This window comes from Solibacillus sp. FSL R5-0449 (assembly GCF_037975215.1).
GTDB lineage: Bacteria > Bacillota > Bacilli > Bacillales_A > Planococcaceae > Solibacillus.
The window spans coordinates 90162-110000 of the sequence record NZ_CP150239.1 but is presented as its reverse complement, the minus strand read 5'-3'; the positions used below and the strand labels follow the sequence as shown (position 1 = coordinate 110000).

At 43.7% G+C, this 19839-nt stretch carries 14 protein-coding genes, 4 tRNA genes and 3 rRNA genes; all 21 read right to left on the bottom strand.

The annotated features are described in order from the left end of the window. Nucleotides 1-33: 33 nt before the first annotated feature. Nucleotides 34-118, bottom strand: a tRNA-Leu gene (locus MKY27_RS00535). 21 nt (nucleotides 119-139) lie between these two features. After that, nucleotides 140-215, bottom strand: a tRNA-Lys gene (locus MKY27_RS00530). A gap of 6 nt (nucleotides 216-221) precedes the next feature. Then, nucleotides 222-297 (bottom strand) — tRNA-Thr (locus tag MKY27_RS00525). A gap of 9 nt (nucleotides 298-306) precedes the next feature. Beyond that, nucleotides 307-382: transfer RNA gene (locus tag MKY27_RS00520), tRNA-Val, on the bottom strand. Nucleotides 383-393: 11 nt separating this feature from the next. Then, a 5S ribosomal RNA gene (gene rrf / locus MKY27_RS00515) occupies nucleotides 394-509 on the bottom strand. A 121-nt stretch (nucleotides 510-630) separates the two neighbouring features. Beyond that, nucleotides 631-3559: ribosomal RNA gene (locus MKY27_RS00510) — 23S ribosomal RNA — on the bottom strand. Nucleotides 3560-3875: 316 nt separating this feature from the next. Then, nucleotides 3876-5431, bottom strand: a 16S ribosomal RNA gene (locus tag MKY27_RS00505). The 16S, 23S and 5S rRNA genes sit together here with 4 tRNA genes alongside, the layout of an rRNA operon. A gap of 564 nt (nucleotides 5432-5995) precedes the next feature. After that, on the bottom strand, nucleotides 5996-7498 hold the full coding sequence (gene lysS, locus MKY27_RS00500; protein ID WP_339196835.1) for a lysine--tRNA ligase: 1503 nt from the start codon (nucleotides 7496-7498) through the stop codon (nucleotides 5996-5998). A 175-nt stretch (nucleotides 7499-7673) separates the two neighbouring features. Then, nucleotides 7674-8684, bottom strand: a complete 1011-nt coding sequence (gene dusB / locus MKY27_RS00495; protein ID WP_079523104.1) for a tRNA dihydrouridine synthase DusB — start codon at nucleotides 8682-8684, stop codon at nucleotides 7674-7676. A 21-nt stretch (nucleotides 8685-8705) separates the two neighbouring features. After that, a complete protein-coding gene (locus MKY27_RS00490) occupies nucleotides 8706-8909 on the bottom strand; it encodes a helix-turn-helix transcriptional regulator (RefSeq protein WP_339196834.1) in 204 nt (67 codons plus the stop codon). Further along, nucleotides 8861-9385 (bottom strand): 2-amino-4-hydroxy-6-hydroxymethyldihydropteridine diphosphokinase, encoded by a 525-nt coding sequence (gene folK / locus MKY27_RS00485; RefSeq protein ID WP_339196833.1) that lies wholly within the window; start codon nucleotides 9383-9385, stop codon nucleotides 8861-8863. The genes MKY27_RS00490 and folK overlap by 49 nt, the downstream gene beginning before the upstream one ends. Then, nucleotides 9382-9750 (bottom strand): dihydroneopterin aldolase, encoded by a 369-nt coding sequence (gene folB / locus MKY27_RS00480; RefSeq protein WP_339196831.1) that lies wholly within the window; start codon nucleotides 9748-9750, stop codon nucleotides 9382-9384. The genes folK and folB overlap by 4 nt, the downstream gene beginning before the upstream one ends. A gap of 10 nt (nucleotides 9751-9760) precedes the next feature. Continuing rightward, nucleotides 9761-10621, bottom strand: a complete 861-nt coding sequence (gene folP, locus MKY27_RS00475) for a dihydropteroate synthase (protein ID WP_339196829.1) — start codon at nucleotides 10619-10621, stop codon at nucleotides 9761-9763. Further along, nucleotides 10605-11468: an aminodeoxychorismate lyase gene (gene pabC / locus MKY27_RS00470; protein ID WP_339196826.1), complete on the bottom strand. Its 864-nt coding sequence runs from the start codon at nucleotides 11466-11468 to the stop codon at nucleotides 10605-10607. Before pabC ends, folP begins: the two co-directional genes overlap by 17 nt. A 12-nt stretch (nucleotides 11469-11480) precedes the next feature. Beyond that, nucleotides 11481-12050: an aminodeoxychorismate/anthranilate synthase component II gene (gene pabA, locus MKY27_RS00465; protein ID WP_339196824.1), complete on the bottom strand. Its 570-nt coding sequence runs from the start codon at nucleotides 12048-12050 to the stop codon at nucleotides 11481-11483. Further along, nucleotides 12047-13456 carry an anthranilate synthase component I family protein gene (locus MKY27_RS00460; protein ID WP_339196822.1) on the bottom strand — a complete coding sequence of 470 codons (1410 nt, stop codon included), beginning with the start codon at nucleotides 13454-13456 and terminating at the stop codon, nucleotides 12047-12049. Before MKY27_RS00460 ends, pabA begins: the two co-directional genes overlap by 4 nt. 149 nt (nucleotides 13457-13605) lie before the next feature. Further along, nucleotides 13606-14541: a cysteine synthase A gene (cysK, locus tag MKY27_RS00455; protein ID WP_251691514.1), complete on the bottom strand. Its 936-nt coding sequence runs from the start codon at nucleotides 14539-14541 to the stop codon at nucleotides 13606-13608. Nucleotides 14542-14936: 395 nt separating this feature from the next. Continuing rightward, nucleotides 14937-15914: a peptidyl-prolyl cis-trans isomerase gene (locus MKY27_RS00450; RefSeq protein WP_339196820.1), complete on the bottom strand. Its 978-nt coding sequence runs from the start codon at nucleotides 15912-15914 to the stop codon at nucleotides 14937-14939. Continuing rightward, nucleotides 15898-16779, bottom strand: a complete 882-nt coding sequence (hslO, locus tag MKY27_RS00445) for an Hsp33 family molecular chaperone HslO (protein WP_339196818.1) — start codon at nucleotides 16777-16779, stop codon at nucleotides 15898-15900. The genes MKY27_RS00450 and hslO overlap by 17 nt, the downstream gene beginning before the upstream one ends. Nucleotides 16780-16796: 17 nt before the next feature. Next, nucleotides 16797-17564 carry a type III pantothenate kinase gene (locus MKY27_RS00440; protein ID WP_339174677.1) on the bottom strand — a complete coding sequence of 256 codons (768 nt, stop codon included), beginning with the start codon at nucleotides 17562-17564 and terminating at the stop codon, nucleotides 16797-16799. A 202-nt stretch (nucleotides 17565-17766) separates the two neighbouring features. Continuing rightward, nucleotides 17767-19803: an ATP-dependent zinc metalloprotease FtsH gene (gene ftsH, locus MKY27_RS00435; RefSeq protein ID WP_339196816.1), complete on the bottom strand. Its 2037-nt coding sequence runs from the start codon at nucleotides 19801-19803 to the stop codon at nucleotides 17767-17769. Between the last annotated feature and the right edge of the window lie 36 nt (nucleotides 19804-19839).

Genomic DNA, 19839 nt, shown 5'->3' with positions numbered 1-19839 from the left:
ATTTTTTACTCTGACAGTAATATGAAATTAAAATGGTGCGGGTGAAGGGAGTCGAACCCCCACGCCTTGCGGCGCTAGATCCTAAGTCTAGTGCGTCTGCCAATTCCGCCACACCCGCTAAGCAGTATAAAATATAAACTGGTGAGCCATGAAGGACTCGAACCTTCGACCCTCTGATTAAAAGTCAGATGCTCTACCAACTGAGCTAATGGCTCTCTAAATGGTGCCGGCGAAAGGAGTCGAACCCTCGACCTACTGATTACAAGTCAGTTGCTCTACCAACTGAGCTACACCGGCATTTAGAAATGGTGGAGGATGACGGGCTCGAACCGCCGACCCCCTGCTTGTAAGGCAGGTGCTCTCCCAGCTGAGCTAATCCTCCTGGGTAATACAGCCTAGCGACGTCCTACTCTCACAGGGGGAAGCCCCCAACTACCATCGGCGCTAAAGAGCTTAACTTCCGTGTTCGGTATGGGAACGGGTGTGACCTCTTTGCCATCATCACTAGACTATTTTCTTTAAAAGACATTATTCATTGTAACATACTTTTCTTATACGTCAAGTACTTTTTTAATGAATTTCATTCTTTCAAAACTGGATAAACGTTTCATTGAGTTTGTGCAATAAAATGTGGTTAAGTCCTCGACCGATTAGTATTCGTCAGCTGCATGCGTCACCGCACTTCCACCTCGAACCTATCTACCTGATCGTCTTTCAGGGGTCTTACTTACTTGCGTAATGGGAAATCTCATCTTGAGGGGGGCTTCATGCTTAGATGCTTTCAGCACTTATCCCGTCCATACATAGCTACCCAGCGATGCCTTTGGCAAGACAACTGGTACACCAGCGGTATGTCCATCCCGGTCCTCTCGTACTAAGGACAGCTCCTCTCAAATTTCCTACGCCCACGACGGATAGGGACCGAACTGTCTCACGACGTTCTGAACCCAGCTCGCGTACCGCTTTAATGGGCGAACAGCCCAACCCTTGGGACCGACTACAGCCCCAGGATGCGATGAGCCGACATCGAGGTGCCAAACCTCCCCGTCGATGTGGACTCTTGGGGGAGATAAGCCTGTTATCCCCGGGGTAGCTTTTATCCGTTGAGCGATGGCCCTTCCATGCGGAACCACCGGATCACTAAGCCCGTCTTTCGACCCTGCTCGACTTGTAGGTCTCGCAGTCAAGCTCCCTTATGCCTTTACACTCTACGAATGATTTCCAACCATTCTGAGGGAACCTTTGGGCGCCTCCGTTACTCTTTAGGAGGCGACCGCCCCAGTCAAACTGTCCGCCTGACACTGTCTCCTACCCCGCTAAGGGGCATGGGTTAGAAGTTCAATACAACCAGGGTAGTATCCCACCGACGCCTCCTTCGAAGCTGGCGCTCCGAGATCTCTGGCTCCTACCTATCCTGTACAAGTTGTACCAAAATTCAATATCAGGCTACAGTAAAGCTCCACGGGGTCTTTCCGTCCTGTCGCGGGTAACCTGCATCTTCACAGGTACTATAATTTCACCGAGTCTCTCGTTGAGACAGTGCCCAGATCGTTACGCCTTTCGTGCGGGTCGGAACTTACCCGACAAGGAATTTCGCTACCTTAGGACCGTTATAGTTACGGCCGCCGTTTACTGGGGCTTCAATTCACAGCTTCGCTTGCGCTAACCGCTCCTCTTAACCTTCCAGCACCGGGCAGGCGTCAGCCCCTATACGTCACCTTACGGTTTTGCAGAGACCTGTGTTTTTGCTAAACAGTCGCCTGGGCCTATTCACTGCGGCTTCTCTAGGCTATGCACCCAAAGAAGCACCCCTTCTCCCGAAGTTACGGGGTCATTTTGCCGAGTTCCTTAACGAGAGTTCTCTCGCACACCTTAGGATTCTCTCCTCGACTACCTGTGTCGGTTTGCGGTACGGGCACCTCTCACCTCGATAGAGGCTTTTCTTGGCAGTGTGAAATCAGGAACTTCGCTCATACGAGCTCGTCATCACAGCTCAACGTTATAGTATGCGGATTTGCCTACATACACGCCTTACTGCTTGAACACGCGCAACCAACGGCGTGCTTACCCTATCCTACTGCGTCCCCCCATTTCTCAAACGGTGAGGAGGTGGTACAGGAATATCAACCTGTTGTCCATCGCCTACGCCTATCGGCCTCGGCTTAGGTCCCGACTAACCCTGAGCGGACGAGCCTTCCTCAGGAAACCTTAGTCATACGGTGCATGGGATTCTCACCCATGTTTCGCTACTCATACCGGCATTCTCACTTCTAACCGCTCCACCAGTCCTTCCGGTCTGACTTCAACGCTGTTAGAACGCTCTCCTACCACGCATACTCAAAGTATGCATCCACAGCTTCGGTGAATCGTTTAGCCCCGATACATTTTCGGCGCAGCGTCACTCGACCAGTGAGCTATTACGCACTCTTTAAATGATGGCTGCTTCTAAGCCAACATCCTGGTTGTCTAAGCAACGCCACATCCTTTTCCACTTAACGATTACTTGGGGACCTTAGCTGGTGGTCTGGGCTGTTTCCCTCTTGACTACGGATCTTATCACTCGCAGTCTGACTCCCGTGTATAAATATCCGGCATTCGGAGTTTGTCTGAATTCGGTAAAGCGAGATGCCCCCCTAGTCCAAACAGTGCTCTACCTCCGGTATTCTCAATCACGAGGCTAGCCCTAAAGCTATTTCGGAGAGAACCAGCTATCTCCAGGTTCGATTGGAATTTCTCCGCTACCCACACCTCATCCCCGCACTTTTCAACGTGCGTGGGTTCGGGCCTCCAGTGAGTGTTACCTCACCTTCACCCTGGACATGGGTAGATCACCTGGTTTCGGGTCTACGACCACGTACTAATTCGCCCTATTCAGACTCGCTTTCGCTGCGGCTCCGTCTTCTCAACTTAACCTCGCACGTAATCGTAACTCGCCGGTTCATTCTACAAAAGGCACGCTATCACCCATTAACGGGCTCTAACTACTTGTAGGCACACGGTTTCAGGATCTATTTCACTCCCCTTCCGGGGTGCTTTTCACCTTTCCCTCACGGTACTGGTTCACTATCGGTCACTAGGTAGTATTTAGCCTTGGGAGATGGTCCTCCCGGATTCCGACGGAATTTCACGTGTTCCGCCGTACTCAGGATCCACTCTGGAGGGAATGAACTTTTGACTACAGGGCTTTTACCTCGTTTCGCGGACCTTTCCAAGTCGCTTCGTCTAGTTCATTCTTTTGTAACTCCGTATAGAGTGTCCTACAACCCCAAAGAGCAAGCTCTTTGGTTTGGGCTCTTCCCGTTTCGCTCGCCGCTACTCAGGGAATCGAATTTTCTTTCTGTTCCTGCAGGTACTTAGATGTTTCAGTTCTCTGCGTCTGTCTTCGACACGCTATGAATTCACGTGAAGATACTATCCGATTAAAGATAGTGGGTTCCCCCATTCGGAAATCCCCGGATCAAAGCTTACTTACAGCTCCCCGAGGCATATCGGTGTTAGTGCCGTCCTTCATCGACTCCTAGTGCCAAGGCATCCACCGTGCGCCCTTATTAACTTAACCAAAAGTTAACACTTGGAACAAGTCCAAGATTTAAGTTTACACGTCAATTGCTTGACTTGTTTAAAAATCTATAAAATAGAAATTTGATTTATTGCTTTCAATGTCGTTTTATCCAGTTTTCAAAGAACGAAGCAGCTGACTTCAATCACATCGTGACAAAGCTTCACTGATTTTGCTTCATGCAGCTTTGCGACGAAAGCGCAAGCGTCAGGAGCAAGGTTTGAAGTGTTTCATTCATTTAAGAATGAACCTTCAAAACTGAACAGCAACCGTTAATGTTTCATTCCCCAAGGGAATGATTCCGAAAAATCCTTAGAAAGGAGGTGATCCAGCCGCACCTTCCGATACGGCTACCTTGTTACGACTTCACCCCAATCATCTATCCCACCTTCGGCGGCTGGCTCCAAAAGGTTACCTCACCGACTTCGGGTGTTACAAACTCTCGTGGTGTGACGGGCGGTGTGTACAAGGCCCGGGAACGTATTCACCGCGGCATGCTGATCCGCGATTACTAGCGATTCCGGCTTCATGTAGGCGAGTTGCAGCCTACAATCCGAACTGAGAACGGTTTTATCGGATTAGCTCCCCCTCGCGGGTTGGCAACCGTTTGTACCGTCCATTGTAGCACGTGTGTAGCCCAGGTCATAAGGGGCATGATGATTTGACGTCATCCCCACCTTCCTCCGGTTTATCACCGGCAGTCTCCTTAGAGTGCCCAACTGAATGATGGCAACTAAGAATAAGGGTTGCGCTCGTTGCGGGACTTAACCCAACATCTCACGACACGAGCTGACGACAACCATGCACCACCTGTCACCGTTGCCCCCGAAGGGGAAACTATGTCTCCATAGTGGTCACCGGGATGTCAAGACCTGGTAAGGTTCTTCGCGTTGCTTCGAATTAAACCACATGCTCCACCGCTTGTGCGGGCCCCCGTCAATTCCTTTGAGTTTCAGTCTTGCGACCGTACTCCCCAGGCGGAGTGCTTAATGCGTTAGCTGCAGCACTGAGGGGCGGAAACCCCCCAACACTTAGCACTCATCGTTTACGGCGTGGACTACCAGGGTATCTAATCCTGTTTGCTCCCCACGCTTTCGCGCCTCAGTGTCAGTTACAGACCAGACAGTCGCCTTCGCCACTGGTGTTCCTCCAAATCTCTACGCATTTCACCGCTACACTTGGAATTCCACTATCCTCTTCTGCACTCAAGTTCCCCAGTTTCCAATGACCCTCCCCGGTTGAGCCGGGGGCTTTCACATCAGACTTAAGGAACCACCTGCGCGCGCTTTACGCCCAATAATTCCGGACAACGCTTGCCACCTACGTATTACCGCGGCTGCTGGCACGTAGTTAGCCGTGGCTTTCTAACAAGGTACCGTCAAGGTAGCGCCAGTTACTACGCTACTTGTTCTTCCCTTGCAACAGAGTTTTACGAACCGAAATCCTTCTTCACTCACGCGGCGTTGCTCCATCAGACTTTCGTCCATTGTGGAAGATTCCCTACTGCTGCCTCCCGTAGGAGTCTGGGCCGTGTCTCAGTCCCAGTGTGGCCGATCACCCTCTCAGGTCGGCTACGCATCGTTGCCTTGGTGAGCCGTTACCTCACCAACTAGCTAATGCGCCGCGGGTCCATCTTATAGTGACAGCCGAAACCGTCTTTCAACTTTAAAACATGTGTTAAAAAGTATTATTCGGTATTAGCCCCGGTTTCCCGGAGTTATCCCAATCTATAAGGTAGGTTACCCACGTGTTACTCACCCGTCCGCCGCTAAAATTTTAAAGGTGCAAGCACCAATAAAATTTCCGCTCGACTTGCATGTATTAGGCACGCCGCCAGCGTTCGTCCTGAGCCAGGATCAAACTCTCCATAAAAGTAGTTTGAAAGCTCATTTGCTTTGCTAGCGATCCAACTTCGTTAGAAGTTGAAATCTATTGTTTGCTTCATTTAAGTAGCTTGTTTCATTAACGTTGCTTGTTCAGTTTTCAAGGTTCATTGTGTTGTCGTTGTGACAACTTTTATATCTTACCATTTACATAAGGTGAATGTCAACAACTTTTTTAAAAAGTTTTTAATTCATTTTTCCGATGTAAATTTAGTAACTTTTTTACTTTATCACTCTAAAGTCGAAAAGTAAAGATGTTTGTAATTTTTTGCGTCATGTTTTAGCGACAAGAAATAATATACCACCCTCACAACTATATTACAATAGTTATTTCAAAAAAATATTACTTTTTATCAAATTCTATATCCCTTCCCTTAATTCCTTTTAATTAATATAGAATGGAATGCCTAACAGCTTCCCCATCTTTATATTTTTCTATACCTCTAACTGCCAACACACTCTCGCAGTCGCTCACAAACAAATAATAATGCCTTTCTTTCTATAATAAAGAAAAGAGCCCTGCGAATACCGCTGGACTCTTTTAAAATTAAACTTATTTCATTGTATGACGCATTGTCGGGAATAATAAAACATCACGAATTGATGGTGAATTCGTTAATAGCATTACTAAGCGGTCGATACCGATACCTAAACCACCAGTTGGCGGCATACCGTATTCTAATGCTTCGATGAAATCATTATCCATTTCATGTGCTTCATCATTACCTGCTTCTTTCTCGGCCATTTGAGCTTCAAAGCGCTCGCGTTGATCGATTGGATCATTTAATTCTGTGAAGGCATTTGCATGCTCACGACGAACGATAAATAGCTCAAAACGGTCTGTGAAGCGTGGGTCTTCAGGATTTTTCTTCGCTAACGGAGAAATTTCCACTGGGTGACCTGTTACGAATGTAGGTTGTACTAATGTTTCTTCTACTTTTTGTTCAAAGAACTCATTAATGATGTGTCCTACTTCGTGTGTATCTTTAATTTCCACACCGTGTTCAGCAGCGAGTTTACGTGCTTCTTCTACAGTCATTGGTGCCCAGAAGTCTACACCTGTTGCTTCTTTAACTGCATCTACCATGTGCACGCGTTTCCAGCCAACACCTAATTCAATTGTATCTTCACCATATTGTACAGATGTTGTGCCAAGTACGTCTTGAGCCACATGTGCAATAAGGTTTTCTGTTAAATCCATAATATCGTTATAGTCTGCATATGCTTCATATAATTCAATCATTGTGAATTCCGGATTGTGACGAGTTGAAATACCTTCGTTACGGAATACACGGCCGATTTCATATACTTTCTCCAAGCCACCAACGATTAAGCGTTTTAAATGCAGCTCAATTGCGATACGCATATATAATTCCATATCCAATGCATTGTGATGTGTAATAAACGGACGAGCCGCCGCACCACCTGCAATTGTATGCAGCATTGGTGTTTCCACTTCCAAATAACCATTGTTATCTAAATAGTTGCGGATTGCGCGAATGATCTTTGAACGTTGGATGAATGTTGTTTTCGACTCATCATTTGTCATTAAGTCAACATAGCGTTGACGGTAACGTTGTTCTACATCTGTAAGACCGTGGAATTTATCAGGTAATGGGCGTAACGCTTTTGTTAGGAAAGTGAACTCTGTCGCTTTAACAGATAATTCTCCTACTTGTGTACGGAATACTTTACCTTTTACCCCTACGATATCTCCAAGATCTGCTTTGTTGAATAATTCATACGCTTCTTCACCGATTGCATCTTTACGTACATAAATTTGGATTTGGCCAGCTAAGTCCTGGATATGCGCAAAACCTGCTTTACCTTTACCGCGCTTTGTCATAATACGTCCAGCGATTACAACTTCACGTGGGTTTTCTTCTAATTGCTCTTTATCAAATTGCTCATTTTCTGCAATAACTTCGTTCGATAAATGTGTGCGTTCAAAACGGCTGCCGAATGGGTCCATACCGTTTTCGCGAATATCTGTCATCTTCTGGCGTCTCACCAAAAGTTGGTCGTTTAATTCTTCGATATTTGACACGTATTTCACTCCTTAATGTTTTTGCGCTCCAAAACGGCACAATAGTCCATAATGTTTCCATTGTACAGTATTTCTTTTAGTGATTCACCTGTTTCGAATTAATTTTAAATATCAGATAATTCTGTTAAGCGAATTTCCTTTACATAATAAAAAGGCATCATAAGCTGATGCCTTTTACTACTGTTTATACTATAACCGCTTCTTCTTCGTATTCATCTGCAACACTGTTTAATAGAATACGTAAATCCTGCTCAGTCTCAGTTAAATTGATAGCATTACGGATTTTCCCGTTTCCGCGAATTCCTTTTAAATACCATGATGCATGTTTACGCATTTCTCTTACCGCCACTTTTTCGCCTTTAAGTGCTTTTAAGCGTTCAAAATGAAGTAAACAAACGTCCATCTTTTCACGGATTGAAGGCTCTGGAATTTGAATACCTGATTCCAAGTATTTCACCGTTTGATAAATCATCCATGGATTCCCTAAAGCAGCACGACCAATCATAACGGCGTCTGCATTCGTATGTTCCAGAATGCGCTTTGCATCTTCCGGTGTTTCCACGTCCCCATTTGCGATAAATGGAATGCTAATATTTTTCTTCACTTCTGCTAAGACATCCCAGTTTGCCTTACCTTCATACATTTGCACACGTGTTCGGCCATGCATGGCAATTGCAGCTGCACCTGCTCGTTCTGCTGCTTGGGCATTTTCTACAGCGAATACACGCTCTTCATCCCATCCGATACGCATTTTTACTGAAACCGGCTTATCAACTGCATCGACAACAGCTGAAACCATCTCGTAAATTTTGTTCGGATCAAGAAGCCATTTTGCGCCGGCTTCACATTTAATAATTTTGTTTACAGGACATCCCATATTGATATCGATAATATCGGCTGTTGTATGTTTGTCTACAAACTTTGCTGCCTCTACTAAATTTTCTTTGTCTCCTCCGAAAATTTGCAGTGTCATCGGATTTTCGCGCTCATCGATATAAAGCATGTCCAATGTTTTTTTGTTGCGGATATTCAACGCCTTATCACTGATCATTTCCGCGTATACTAACCCTGCTCCAAACTCTTTTACAGTTAAACGGAAAGCCGAGTTGCAAATTCCGGCCATCGGGGCAAGAACGACACGGTTATCCATAATAATATCGCCTATTTGGAATGGCTTTTGGTCGATGTTTGACACCTTTTTGTTCCCTCCACTAGGTTATTCACCTTTTAATTCGTTTATATCTATTTGTAATACATCTGCAATTGTTTGAAGTTGTTCTTGTGAGGCAATTTTCTCGCCTCGTTCAATACGCCCTAAAATGGTTACAGATATACCTATATATTTTGCAAATTCGGTTTGCTGAATTCGTTTCAATTTTCGAAAGGCCCGAATTCTGCGACCGTATTGATTTTCTTCCACAGATTGACGCCTTCTTTCTCTATATCAAGTGCATGTAACGCTTTTTGCACGCCTACAAGCATATCATAGTTTTGCGTCATAATCTCTTCTAACGGTACAAGCACGAATGCACGCTCATACATACGAGGATGTGGAACCGTTAAATTTTCTGTTTCATACTGTTCTTGACCATACAGCAAAATGTCCAAATCGATAATTCGCGGTCCCCAACGGAATTCACGAATACGACCAAGATCGTTTTCGATTTTTTGGCATTGCGCTAGAAGCTCAAAAGCATCTAGCTCTGTTTCAAGAGCGACGGCAATATTTAAAAAATCGGCCTGATCTGTATAGCCTACTGCTGCTGTTTCATAAATTGAAGAAATCGCTGTTACTTTAATCGCCTCTTGTGCAATGAGCAGTTTCACCGCGTCCTGTAAGTTTTGCTCACGCTCACCGATATTCGTACCAATCGATAAATACGCTGTCGTCGTCATACGAATTGCCCTCTTGTAATTTCGACTGCGACTTCTTTATAATGCCCAGGAATTGGAGGATCAGGCTTAATAATTTCGACGCGGCACCCAAAAATCTGACCTTCATACTGCGTTAAAATACTCGAAGCAACTTTTTCGGCAACCGCTTCAATTAATTTATACGGTTTCCCTTCAATCACTTCTTTACAAATATCATAAACGCCAACATAGCTTACCGTATGATCCAGCTCATCCGTCTCACCAGCAAGCTTCATATCAACAGCAAGCGAAACATTAGCACGAAAGCGTTGTCCTAATACGTTTTCTTCCGGTAATACACCGTGATAACCAAAAAACTGCATTTCTTTTAAATGAATGTAATCCATTGCAAACTCCTTAATGTCTCGGTGCCAATTCACCTTGTACTTCAAATTTCCCTACAAGTGCATCCATCATTTTCACTGTCCGCGCCACTTCCTTCACATCATGAACACGCATCATATGGCAGCCTTTTTGAACACCAAATGCACAAGTAGCGGCTGTCCCTTCCACTCGTTCCTCAACAGGTAATTCTAAAATTGATCCAATCATACGCTTGCGTGATGTCGCAAGCAATACCGGATATCCTAATGCAACAAGCTCATCGAGGCGCTGCATCGTTTCAATACTTTCACTTAGACTCTTCACAAAACCGATGCCCGGATCAAGGAAAATATGCTCATCACGTACTCCTGCTGCTTTTGCAATTGCAATGCTTTCCTGCATATCGGCCATATATTCGGCAAAGTAGTTATCATACTGATCTGATAGGCGGTTATGCATTAAAATGATCGGCACATCAAGTTCCGCTGCAACATTTGCCATTTCCGGATCTGCTTTTGCGCCCCATATGTCATTAATAATATGTGCACCTGCTTCAATTGCAGCCCGCGCTACATTGGATTTATACGTATCGATGGAGATAATCGCAGGTACTTCTTTTAAAAGCGCTCGAATTACCGGTACGACACGTGCAATCTCTTCCTCATCGGAAATTCTTATATAGCCGGGGCGTGTTGATTCCCCGCCGACGTCGATAATTTTCGCTCCATCTGCCACCATTTTTTTCGCCTGGGCAACAGCTTTTTCAACAGAATTGAACTTGCCGCCATCCGAAAATGAGTCCGGTGTTACATTTAAAATGCCCATCACGAACGTTTCTTTGCGAAAATCCAGTTCAATCCCATTTAATGTGAGTACTTTATAGTTTTCTAACATGACGGTCTCCTAAACACGTAATGATTTTTTGTACATATGCTTGATGCAGCTTTTTGTAAAGTCTGCCTTCACTGCCGGCGAACTGTACCTTTCCAATACGGGAAATCGGTACAAGCTCCTGTACAGCGGTTGTAATAAAGCATTCATCCGCCTGTTCCAACTCCCATGCCATAAAGCGTCCTTCCCGCACCGGGATTTGGAGTTCAGCAGCGAGTTGAATGACTATTTTTCGGGTAATGCCCGGTAAAATGCCTAAATTAGTAGAAGGCGTATATAGTATACCATCTTTTATCCAAAAGACATTTGACGTAATGCCTTCTGCGACAACACTGTCCTGGTCGGTAAAGAAACCTTCCTGTGCCGCTAAACTTGTTAACTCTAAACGTGCCCGGACATTATTGCCGTAATGATGACTTTTATAGCGGATCTGCTGTTCAGGGGTATTCCGCACTGTTTTCAGCCAGACCGCTTCTTTTTCTTTACCACGTACCATATTCGGCAGTTCTTTACGAAACAGAATAACGGTTGGTTCAGTATATTCTGATGGGGCAAGTCCAATCGGATGTACACCAGCCGATACATTTAAACGAAAATACCCTTCTTTGCCGTCCTGTGCATTGAGCTTTTCAATGACTTCTCCTATGTCCTCTAGCGTATACGGAAAATGAATACGGTATTCTTTTAACGCTTCCAGCAGGCGGCTGAAATGTTCGCTCAAATAGACAGCCTTTCCTTCATATGTCCGAAACGTTTCAAAAAAACCAAGCCCATATAAAAAGCCATGGTCGAACGGGGAAATTTTCAAATCCTGCTCATCGATATACTGGCCATTCATCCAACAAAGCATTACCCATTCCTCCTAACAATACGTCTCAATAAATGTTCGTAACAGCTGCTTGCCGTCTTCAGTCATAATTGACTCCGGATGATATTGAACCCCTTCAATCGGATATTGTTTATGACGCAGCCCCATAATTTCGCCTTCCTCTGTCCAAGCCGTCACTTCGAGGCAGTCCGGTAATGTTGTAGGCTCTACAATCAGTGAATGGTATCGCGTTGCTAAAAACGGGTTCGCATTCTTTCTGTGCAGCCCCACCCTATTATGAAGAACAGGGGATGTTTTTCCGTGCATCAATCTTTCCGCGCGTACTACATCACCGCCAAATACTTGTGCAATTGCCTGATGACCTAAGCACACACCTAAAATCGGAAGCTTCCCTGCGAAATGTTCGATAATGGATAGACTTTCTCCGGCATCATTTGGTGTACAAGGCCCCGGTGAAATAACAAGCATCATCGGTTGGAGCCTTTCAATTTCTTCTACCGTAATTTCGTCATTGCGCTTAACGACCAGTTCATGACCGAATTCACCGAAGTATTGCACCAAGTTATATGTAAACGAATCATAGTTATCAACCATTAAAATCATTTGCTCACCTCTTCTGCCATTGCTTTTGCCTGCCACATTGCTCTCGCTTTATTCATCGACTCAATATACTCGTTTTCCGGAATCGAATCGATGACTATTCCGGCACCCGCCTGAATGTATGCAATACCATCCTGAATATACGCTGTACGGATAACGATATTTAATTCCAGATCGCCTGTATAGCCAATCCAGCCGATCGATCCTGTGTATAGACCACGGCGTACCGGCTCAAGTTCTTCAATAATTTCCATCGTACGGATCTTCGGTGCTCCTGTAATCGTTCCACCCGGGAACATCGCCCGAATGACATCCGCATTTGTTTTTCCTTGCGCAATCTCCCCTCGAACATTCGAAACGATATGCATCACATGTGAATAATGCTCAATCACCATGAACTCATTTACTTCTACCGTTCCGTATTTGCTCACCCTTCCTAGGTCATTGCGTTCCAGATCAACGAGCATGACATGTTCTGCACGTTCTTTTTCATGTTCGATAAGCTCATTGGCCAATGCCAAGTCCTGTTCCTCCGATGCTCCGCGCGGGCGTGTCCCTGCAATCGGTCTTGTCGAAAGCTCATTCCCTTTACGTTTTACGAGCAACTCCGGAGAACCGCTCACTACCGCAAAATCCTCGCTTTCAATATAAGCCATATACGGTGAAGGATTAAATGAACGAACCGCCTCATACACCGCAATTGGTGCTGACGAAAGTTTTTTCGCCTGCCGCACAGACAAATTCACCTGGAACACATCGCCTTGTCCAATATAATGCTGAATTTTATGTATTGCAGCTTCAAATGCATCTCCGCTGAATGAAACTTGAAGTTCCGCTTCATCCTGCTGCATATTTTTTGCTGTTTCCTGATTAAAATGGCGCTTTTTCAAGCCGGCTTCGGCATGCTGCTGCCAATCTGTTTGCCATGAAAGTAAATCAACTTCACTAGTAGAGAATTTCATCAATGTCACTTCGCCCGTTTGGACATTATGTACTGCCCAATGATCGAACAAGTAAAAATAGAGATCCGGTACTTTTAAATCGTCTTCTGTCACATTTGGAAGCAACTCAATCGTGCGCGCATAATCATATGAAATAAATCCAATGGCTCCACCTTGAAAATCAGGAAGTGCCGGATTCGCTTCAAGCTTGTACTCGGCGATCACTTTTTCCAGCTCTGCGAGTGCTTCACCTGTTTTCAGCTCTGTCTCCCCACTTTTCCAAGTCAGCTCAAGACCTTGTGCCACTGACTTTGCCGTTGCGATTGGTTGCCATGCAGCGATTGAATAATGCCCTCCACGACCGCTTTCCAAAAACGCTCGTTGTTTTTCCTTTGTCGTCTGTTCCTGGAAACTATAATAAAATTCATCGTTTGTCATGTAAAATGTATGTGTTTCTAGTTGTTGCATCAATTTACACCTGCTTTGCCTTTTTCTTAATTAAACTCGATAACGCTGTAAAAATCCATTTTTAACTTAGCAGTTCCAAAGAAAAAAAGCCATTTTACGAGAGTGATTCTCGCAAAATGGCTTTTAAAAATCTGTTAGACAAATTTTAATTAGTCTTCAAATTGGTATAAAGGTGTTGATAAGTAACGCTCACCGTTTGATGGGATAATCGCTAATACGTTTTTGCCTTTACCTAAACGTTTTGCTGTTTCGATTGCTGCGTAAATTGCTGCACCTGAAGAAATACCAGCTAAAATACCTTCTTCGCGTGCTACTTTACGTGCATATTCGAAAGCTGTTTCGTTTTCAACCGGTAATACAGAATCATATACTTCTGTGTTTAATACGTCCGGAATGAAACCTGCACCAATACCTTGGATTTTGTGTGGGCCAGGGTTACCGCCTGAAAGAATTGGAGAATCTTTAGGCTCAACAGCGATAATTTCGATTTCAGGGAATTTATTTTTCAATACTTCGCCTGCACCAGTAATTGTACCGCCAGTACCTACACCAGCAACAAATGCATCTAATTTTAAGCCTTCTTGCTCGAATGCTTCCGCAATTTCAGGACCTGTTGTTAAGCGGTGAATTTCTGCGTTTGCTTCGTTTTTGAATTGTTGTGGCAAGAAGTAACCTTCTGATTTAGATAATTCTTCTGCTTTTGCAATTGCACCTTTCATACCTTCTGGACCTGGTGTTAATACTAAATCAGCACCATAAGCACGTAAAAGGTTGCGGCGCTCTAATGACATTGTTTCAGGCATTACTAAAACTGCTTTGTAGCCTTTAGCTGCAGCAATCATTGCTAAACCGATACCAGTGTTACCAGAAGTCGGTTCGATGATTGTACCGCCTGGTTTTAATGTGCCGTCTTTTTCTGCTGCTTCAACCATAGCTAAAGCTAAACGGTCTTTTACCGAAGAACCTGGGTTAAAGTATTCAAGTTTTACGTAAACTGTACCTTCATTTTCACTTGTTGCATTGTTTAATTTTACGATTGGTGTGCGACCTACTAAGTCCGCCACTGAATTTGCTAATTTACTCATTTTATCCATTCCTCTCCAAATCCCTACCAATTCAATAGGTTTTACTTAATTTGTATCTTATCAATTTTTAATGCTACTTGTCAATTAATTGAAACGATATTTTTGGAAAATTTCTGACTATTTCAGTTTATTTAATAAAAAAGGCATGGACAGCAAAATTGATTTCCATTCCGGGGACGCTTTCCGGGGGCACGAGGCCAACAAGATGTTGGTCACAAAAGCGTTGCCACAGGACGTGGCGTTCTTAGCTTTTGTTCCTAGTCTCAGGCTCGCGCTATTCCCCCAGGAGTCGCCCCTCCATTCCAATCAATTTTAAAAAGTAGCAGTTTCTCAATAAAAGTTCCCCCTTTCACTAAAAACTCCAACTTCTGTCCTTGCCCGCCTTCAATCTTGCGTTAGTTTTTTGATTCTCCGTAGAACCATGTCGCATCAAATTCTGCCCAGAAAGCTTCCGGTGTAATCGATGGCGGCAGCTGCTCTAAAGCGAGCTGGCGTTTTACATGCCCTTCTACTTCATCAAAGCTGAATGACTGCCCTTCCATGTTCTCTGTCACGGTAACAATCGCATAGCGCCCATCGCTTAATACAAATGGTTTGGAAGTTTCTTTTTCCTTCAGTTTTTCCACTTCCGGTAAAATTGCCGGATCGACTGCCGATTGACTTGAAGAAATAAAGCCAATATCGCCGCCTAAACTAGCCGAAGCTGTATCCAGTGAATGTTCGCGTGCCAAAACCGCAAAATCAGAGCCGTCCTTCAGCTCTTTTTCCACCCGCTCCGCGTCCTCTTTTGAATTCACGATTATGATACTAGTACGGTGGGTAGTCGGAATATTATAAATCGATTTATTGTCTTCATAATATTTTTTGGCTTCGTCCTCTTTTACTACAATATCATTTGTCAGTACTTTATCCAGAATAAGCTGTGCCCGCATTTTTTGGCGCAGTTGTTCTGGAGATAAACTATGTAAAGATGTATCGTTTGAGTCTTGTGCCGAGCGTAATAAAGCAATTTCCAAATCTATTTCTTCTTCTTTTACTTCGAGCTTATATTTTTTGGCCGCTTTTTCCATGACGGCTTCATTTACTAAGCTCTGCAATGTTTCTTTTCCGTATCGGTTTTCCATTTCAGTAAGCCATTGTTGGCGTGTAATCGGTTCTCCCTCGACGGCAGCAATACTTTCGCCGCCGCCATCTGCTTTTTCTGATGTTTTTTCATCAGATGGGAGTAACCATAGCACAAACCAAAATAGATTTCCGACCAATAATATTAGCAATAACAGCAACGTAGGTTTTGTTTTTAAGCGTCGTTGTGTGTACGGTAAATTATTTTGTGTTGGTTGTGGTGTTTGGTGTAAATTACGATTGGATTTCATTCACAAAGCCTTCAAGTTCATTTTTATCGAAGTGGTACTTTTCTAAACAGAAGTGGCATTGCGCTTCTGCCTGACCATCTTCGTCAATCATTTCCTGAATTTCACCGACACCTAAACTGATAATTGCCGCACCAAAACGCTCTTTTGAACATTGACATTGGAACTGTACAGGCATTGACGAAAGGATTTGAACATTTCCTTCTCCTAATACCGCCTCTAAAATTTGCTCAGGTGAATATCCTTTTTCAATCATTTTTGATACAGGCTCAATTGAAGACAAACGTTTTTCGATTGCTTCGATCGTTTCTTCTTCACAGCCCGGCATTAATTGAATGATAAAGCCACCTGCAGCCAGAATTGTATTATCCGGATTTACCAGTACACCTAAACCTACTGATGAAGGTACCTGTTCAGATGAAGCGAAGTAATATGTGAAGTCTTCAGCGATTTCTCCTGAGACAATTGGTGTTTGACCTGAGAACATATCACGTAAACCTAAGTCTTTAACAACTGTCAGTGCCCCTTCAGAACCGACACCTGCACGTACATCAAGTTTTCCTTGTCCATTTAATTCAAAGTGAACATGCGGGTTTGTAACGAAGCCACGCACATCTCCTTTGGCATCTGCATCGATAACCATTGGACCGATTGGACCGTTTCCTTCGATTTTTACCGTAATTTTGTCGTCCCCTTTTAACATTGCACCCATCATTACAGATGCTGTCATTGAACGACCTAGCGCAGCAGATACAACCGGCCATGTATTATGACGGCGTTGTGCTTCTCCTACAGTTTCAGTTGTATTTGTTGCAAATGCGCGAACTTGTCCGTCATATGCAATCCCTCTTACTAAGTAGTCTTTCATGTTGAAATTCCTCTTTTCTATTGATTTCTTTTATAAATCGTCGCAAGCCCCTTGAGTGTCAAAAATGGATCGACGACATCAATCATCTGGGTTTCATTTGCGATTAATTTTGCCAGCCCGCCAGTTGCTATAACGAGAGGCTCTTCTTTACTTTGAGCCTTCATACGACTGACGATGCCTTCTACTTGTCCTAAAAAACCGTAAAAAACACCTGCTTGCATAGCGGCTACCGTATTTTTTGCCACAACTTGCGATGTATGGGCAATTTCTATGCGGGGCAGCTTGGCAGCACGCGTATAGAGCGCCTCTGTTGAAATGGCAATGCCGGGTGCAATGGCCCCCCCGGCATAATCACCACGCTCATTAATATAGCAATACGTGATTGCAGTACCAAAGTCGATAATAATCAGCGGTCTGCCACTATATTGCTGTAATGCAGCAACCGCATTCACGATACGGTCTGACCCTACTTCACGCGGATTTTCATACTTTATATTCAAGCCTGTTTTTACACCGGGCCCTACAATTAAAGGCTGGATATTGAAATATTTTTTACACATTAATTCAAGTGCAAACATGATAGGTGGCACAACTGAGGATATAATAATCCCTTTTACTTGTTCAAATGAAATGCCTTCATGAGCAAAAAATGCCTTAAACTGCATCGCATATTCATCTTCAGTTTTTCGTATGTTTGTTTCTGTCCGCCAATGATGGATAAGTTTATCCTGATGATAAATTCCTAAAATAATATTGGAGTTACCTGCATTCATTACTAAAATCACAAGTGGCACCTACTTTTCCTGTACTGAAAAAAATCATACCATATTTGGCCATCTACTATACAGTATTCAGTATTTTTAGCCGGCAATCCTTCCCTTTCAACAACATCCATTAATTTCCTGAGAGGGCAGATGCATTTCGCAACTTATTACGAAGAAAAAACTGACTATCTCCTTTTCCCAGGAAATAGTCAGTTTCGTTGTATTATTTTAAACGGTCTTCATCGATGCCTTGCGGGCGATCATCTGACGCGTCTTTCGGTAAATCTTCAACTGTCGGTGATTTCTTTTCACCTTGAACTTCGTTATTGATTGAAACATTACCAGCAGTTTCAATTGTTGGTGTTGCTTCATTTTTTTCATTTGGAAGCTCTGATTCTACTACCACCTCTTCAGGAGGTAATATACCGTGATCGCGTAAATGTTCGATTTGCTGTGCATTTAACGTTTCTTTTTCAATTAACGTGTTAGCGATTAAATCTAGTAAATCACGACGCTCGGTTAAAATACGTTTCGTACGAGCATATTGCTCATCCACGATACGCTGAACTTCTTTATCAATTTCGTATGCTACTGTATCAGAATAGTTTTGGTCTGAACCGAAGTCACGACCAAGGAATGGATTACCACCTTGGTTTGAACCGTATTGAACAGCACCAAGACTATTGCTCATTCCGTATTCTGTTACCATTGCACGCGCAATACTCGTTACTTTCTGGAAGTCATTATGTGCACCTGTTGATACTTCGCCAAGTACAATTTCCTCCGCAACACGTCCGCCAAGTAATCCGGCGATACGGTCAAGTAACTCTTGCTTCGTTGTGAAGAAACGCTCTTCTTTCGGTAACATGATGGCATAACCACCAGCTTGGCCACGAGGGACAATTGTTACTTTATGAACAGTATCAGCTTCATCCAATTCAAGACCGACAACTACGTGACCGGCTTCATGGAATGCAACAAGCTTTTTCTCTTTTGGAGAGTACACACGGCTTGCTTTTGCAGGACCGGCAATTACGCGGTCGGAAGCTTCATCAATATCTGCCATGTTAATCATTTTTTTGTTTTTACGAGCTGCTACAAGAGCTGCTTCGTTTAACAAGTTTTCTAAATCCGCACCTGAGAAGCCTGGTGTACGTTGTGCAACAGCAGCCAGATCAACTGTATCTGATAATGGCTTATTGCGTGCATGTACTTTAAGGATTGCTTCACGGCCTTTTACATCTGGGTGACCAACCGTAATTTGACGGTCAAAACGACCAGGACGTAATAATGCTTTATCTAGAATATCCGGGCGGTTTGTTGCAGCGATGATAATAATACCTTCGTTTGCACCGAAACCATCCATTTCAACTAGTAATTGGTTTAATGTTTGTTCACGCTCATCGTGTCCACCACCAAGACCTGCACCACGTTGACGACCTACTGCATCAATTTCATCGATGAAAATGATACATGGGGCATTTTTCTTAGCATTTTCAAATAAGTCACGAACACGAGATGCACCGACACCGACGAACATCTCTACGAAGTCAGAACCTGAAATCGAGAAGAATGGTACGCCCGCTTCACCGGCAACAGCACGTGCAAGTAATGTTTTACCTGTACCTGGAGGACCTACTAATAGAATCCCTTTTGGAATACGTGCACCGATATCAGTGAATTTACGGTGATCTTTTAAGAAATCTACTACTTCAACAAGCTCTTGTTTCTCTTCGTCGGCACCTGCCACGTCATTGAAACGAACTTTTTTCTTCGTGTCATCAAATAATTTTGCTTTTGATTTCCCGAAGTTCATCACCTTATTACCGCCACCTTGCGATTGGCTTAGTAAGAAGAAGAATAAAATAATAATGATGACAAATGGAATAATGCTCGTAAGGAATGTTACGAATCCACTTGTTTGTGGTTGTTCTAAAATTTCCAGTCCTGGATACTCGCCATTTGCAGCTTGTTCTTCAATTTGCAAAATACGGTCTACAGAAGTTTGGTCATTTTGTAAAACGTTTACTGTGAAAGTTTCGCCATCTTCAGCGCCTTTCATCTGACCTACAATTTTATACACGCCTCTTTCAGGCTGTATTTCCATAGAAGCAATCTCATTGCTCTCTAAAGCCTCAAAAAACGCATAGTAATCAAGGTTTTCAGTTGTCTTTTTTCCACCATTAAATGTTCCAAAAATCCCGATGATCACGAGAAATATTAGTAAATAAAATATGGTGTATCGAAATATTCGATTCATCCCCAGCCTCCTCACAACGTTACAGAAAAACTATAA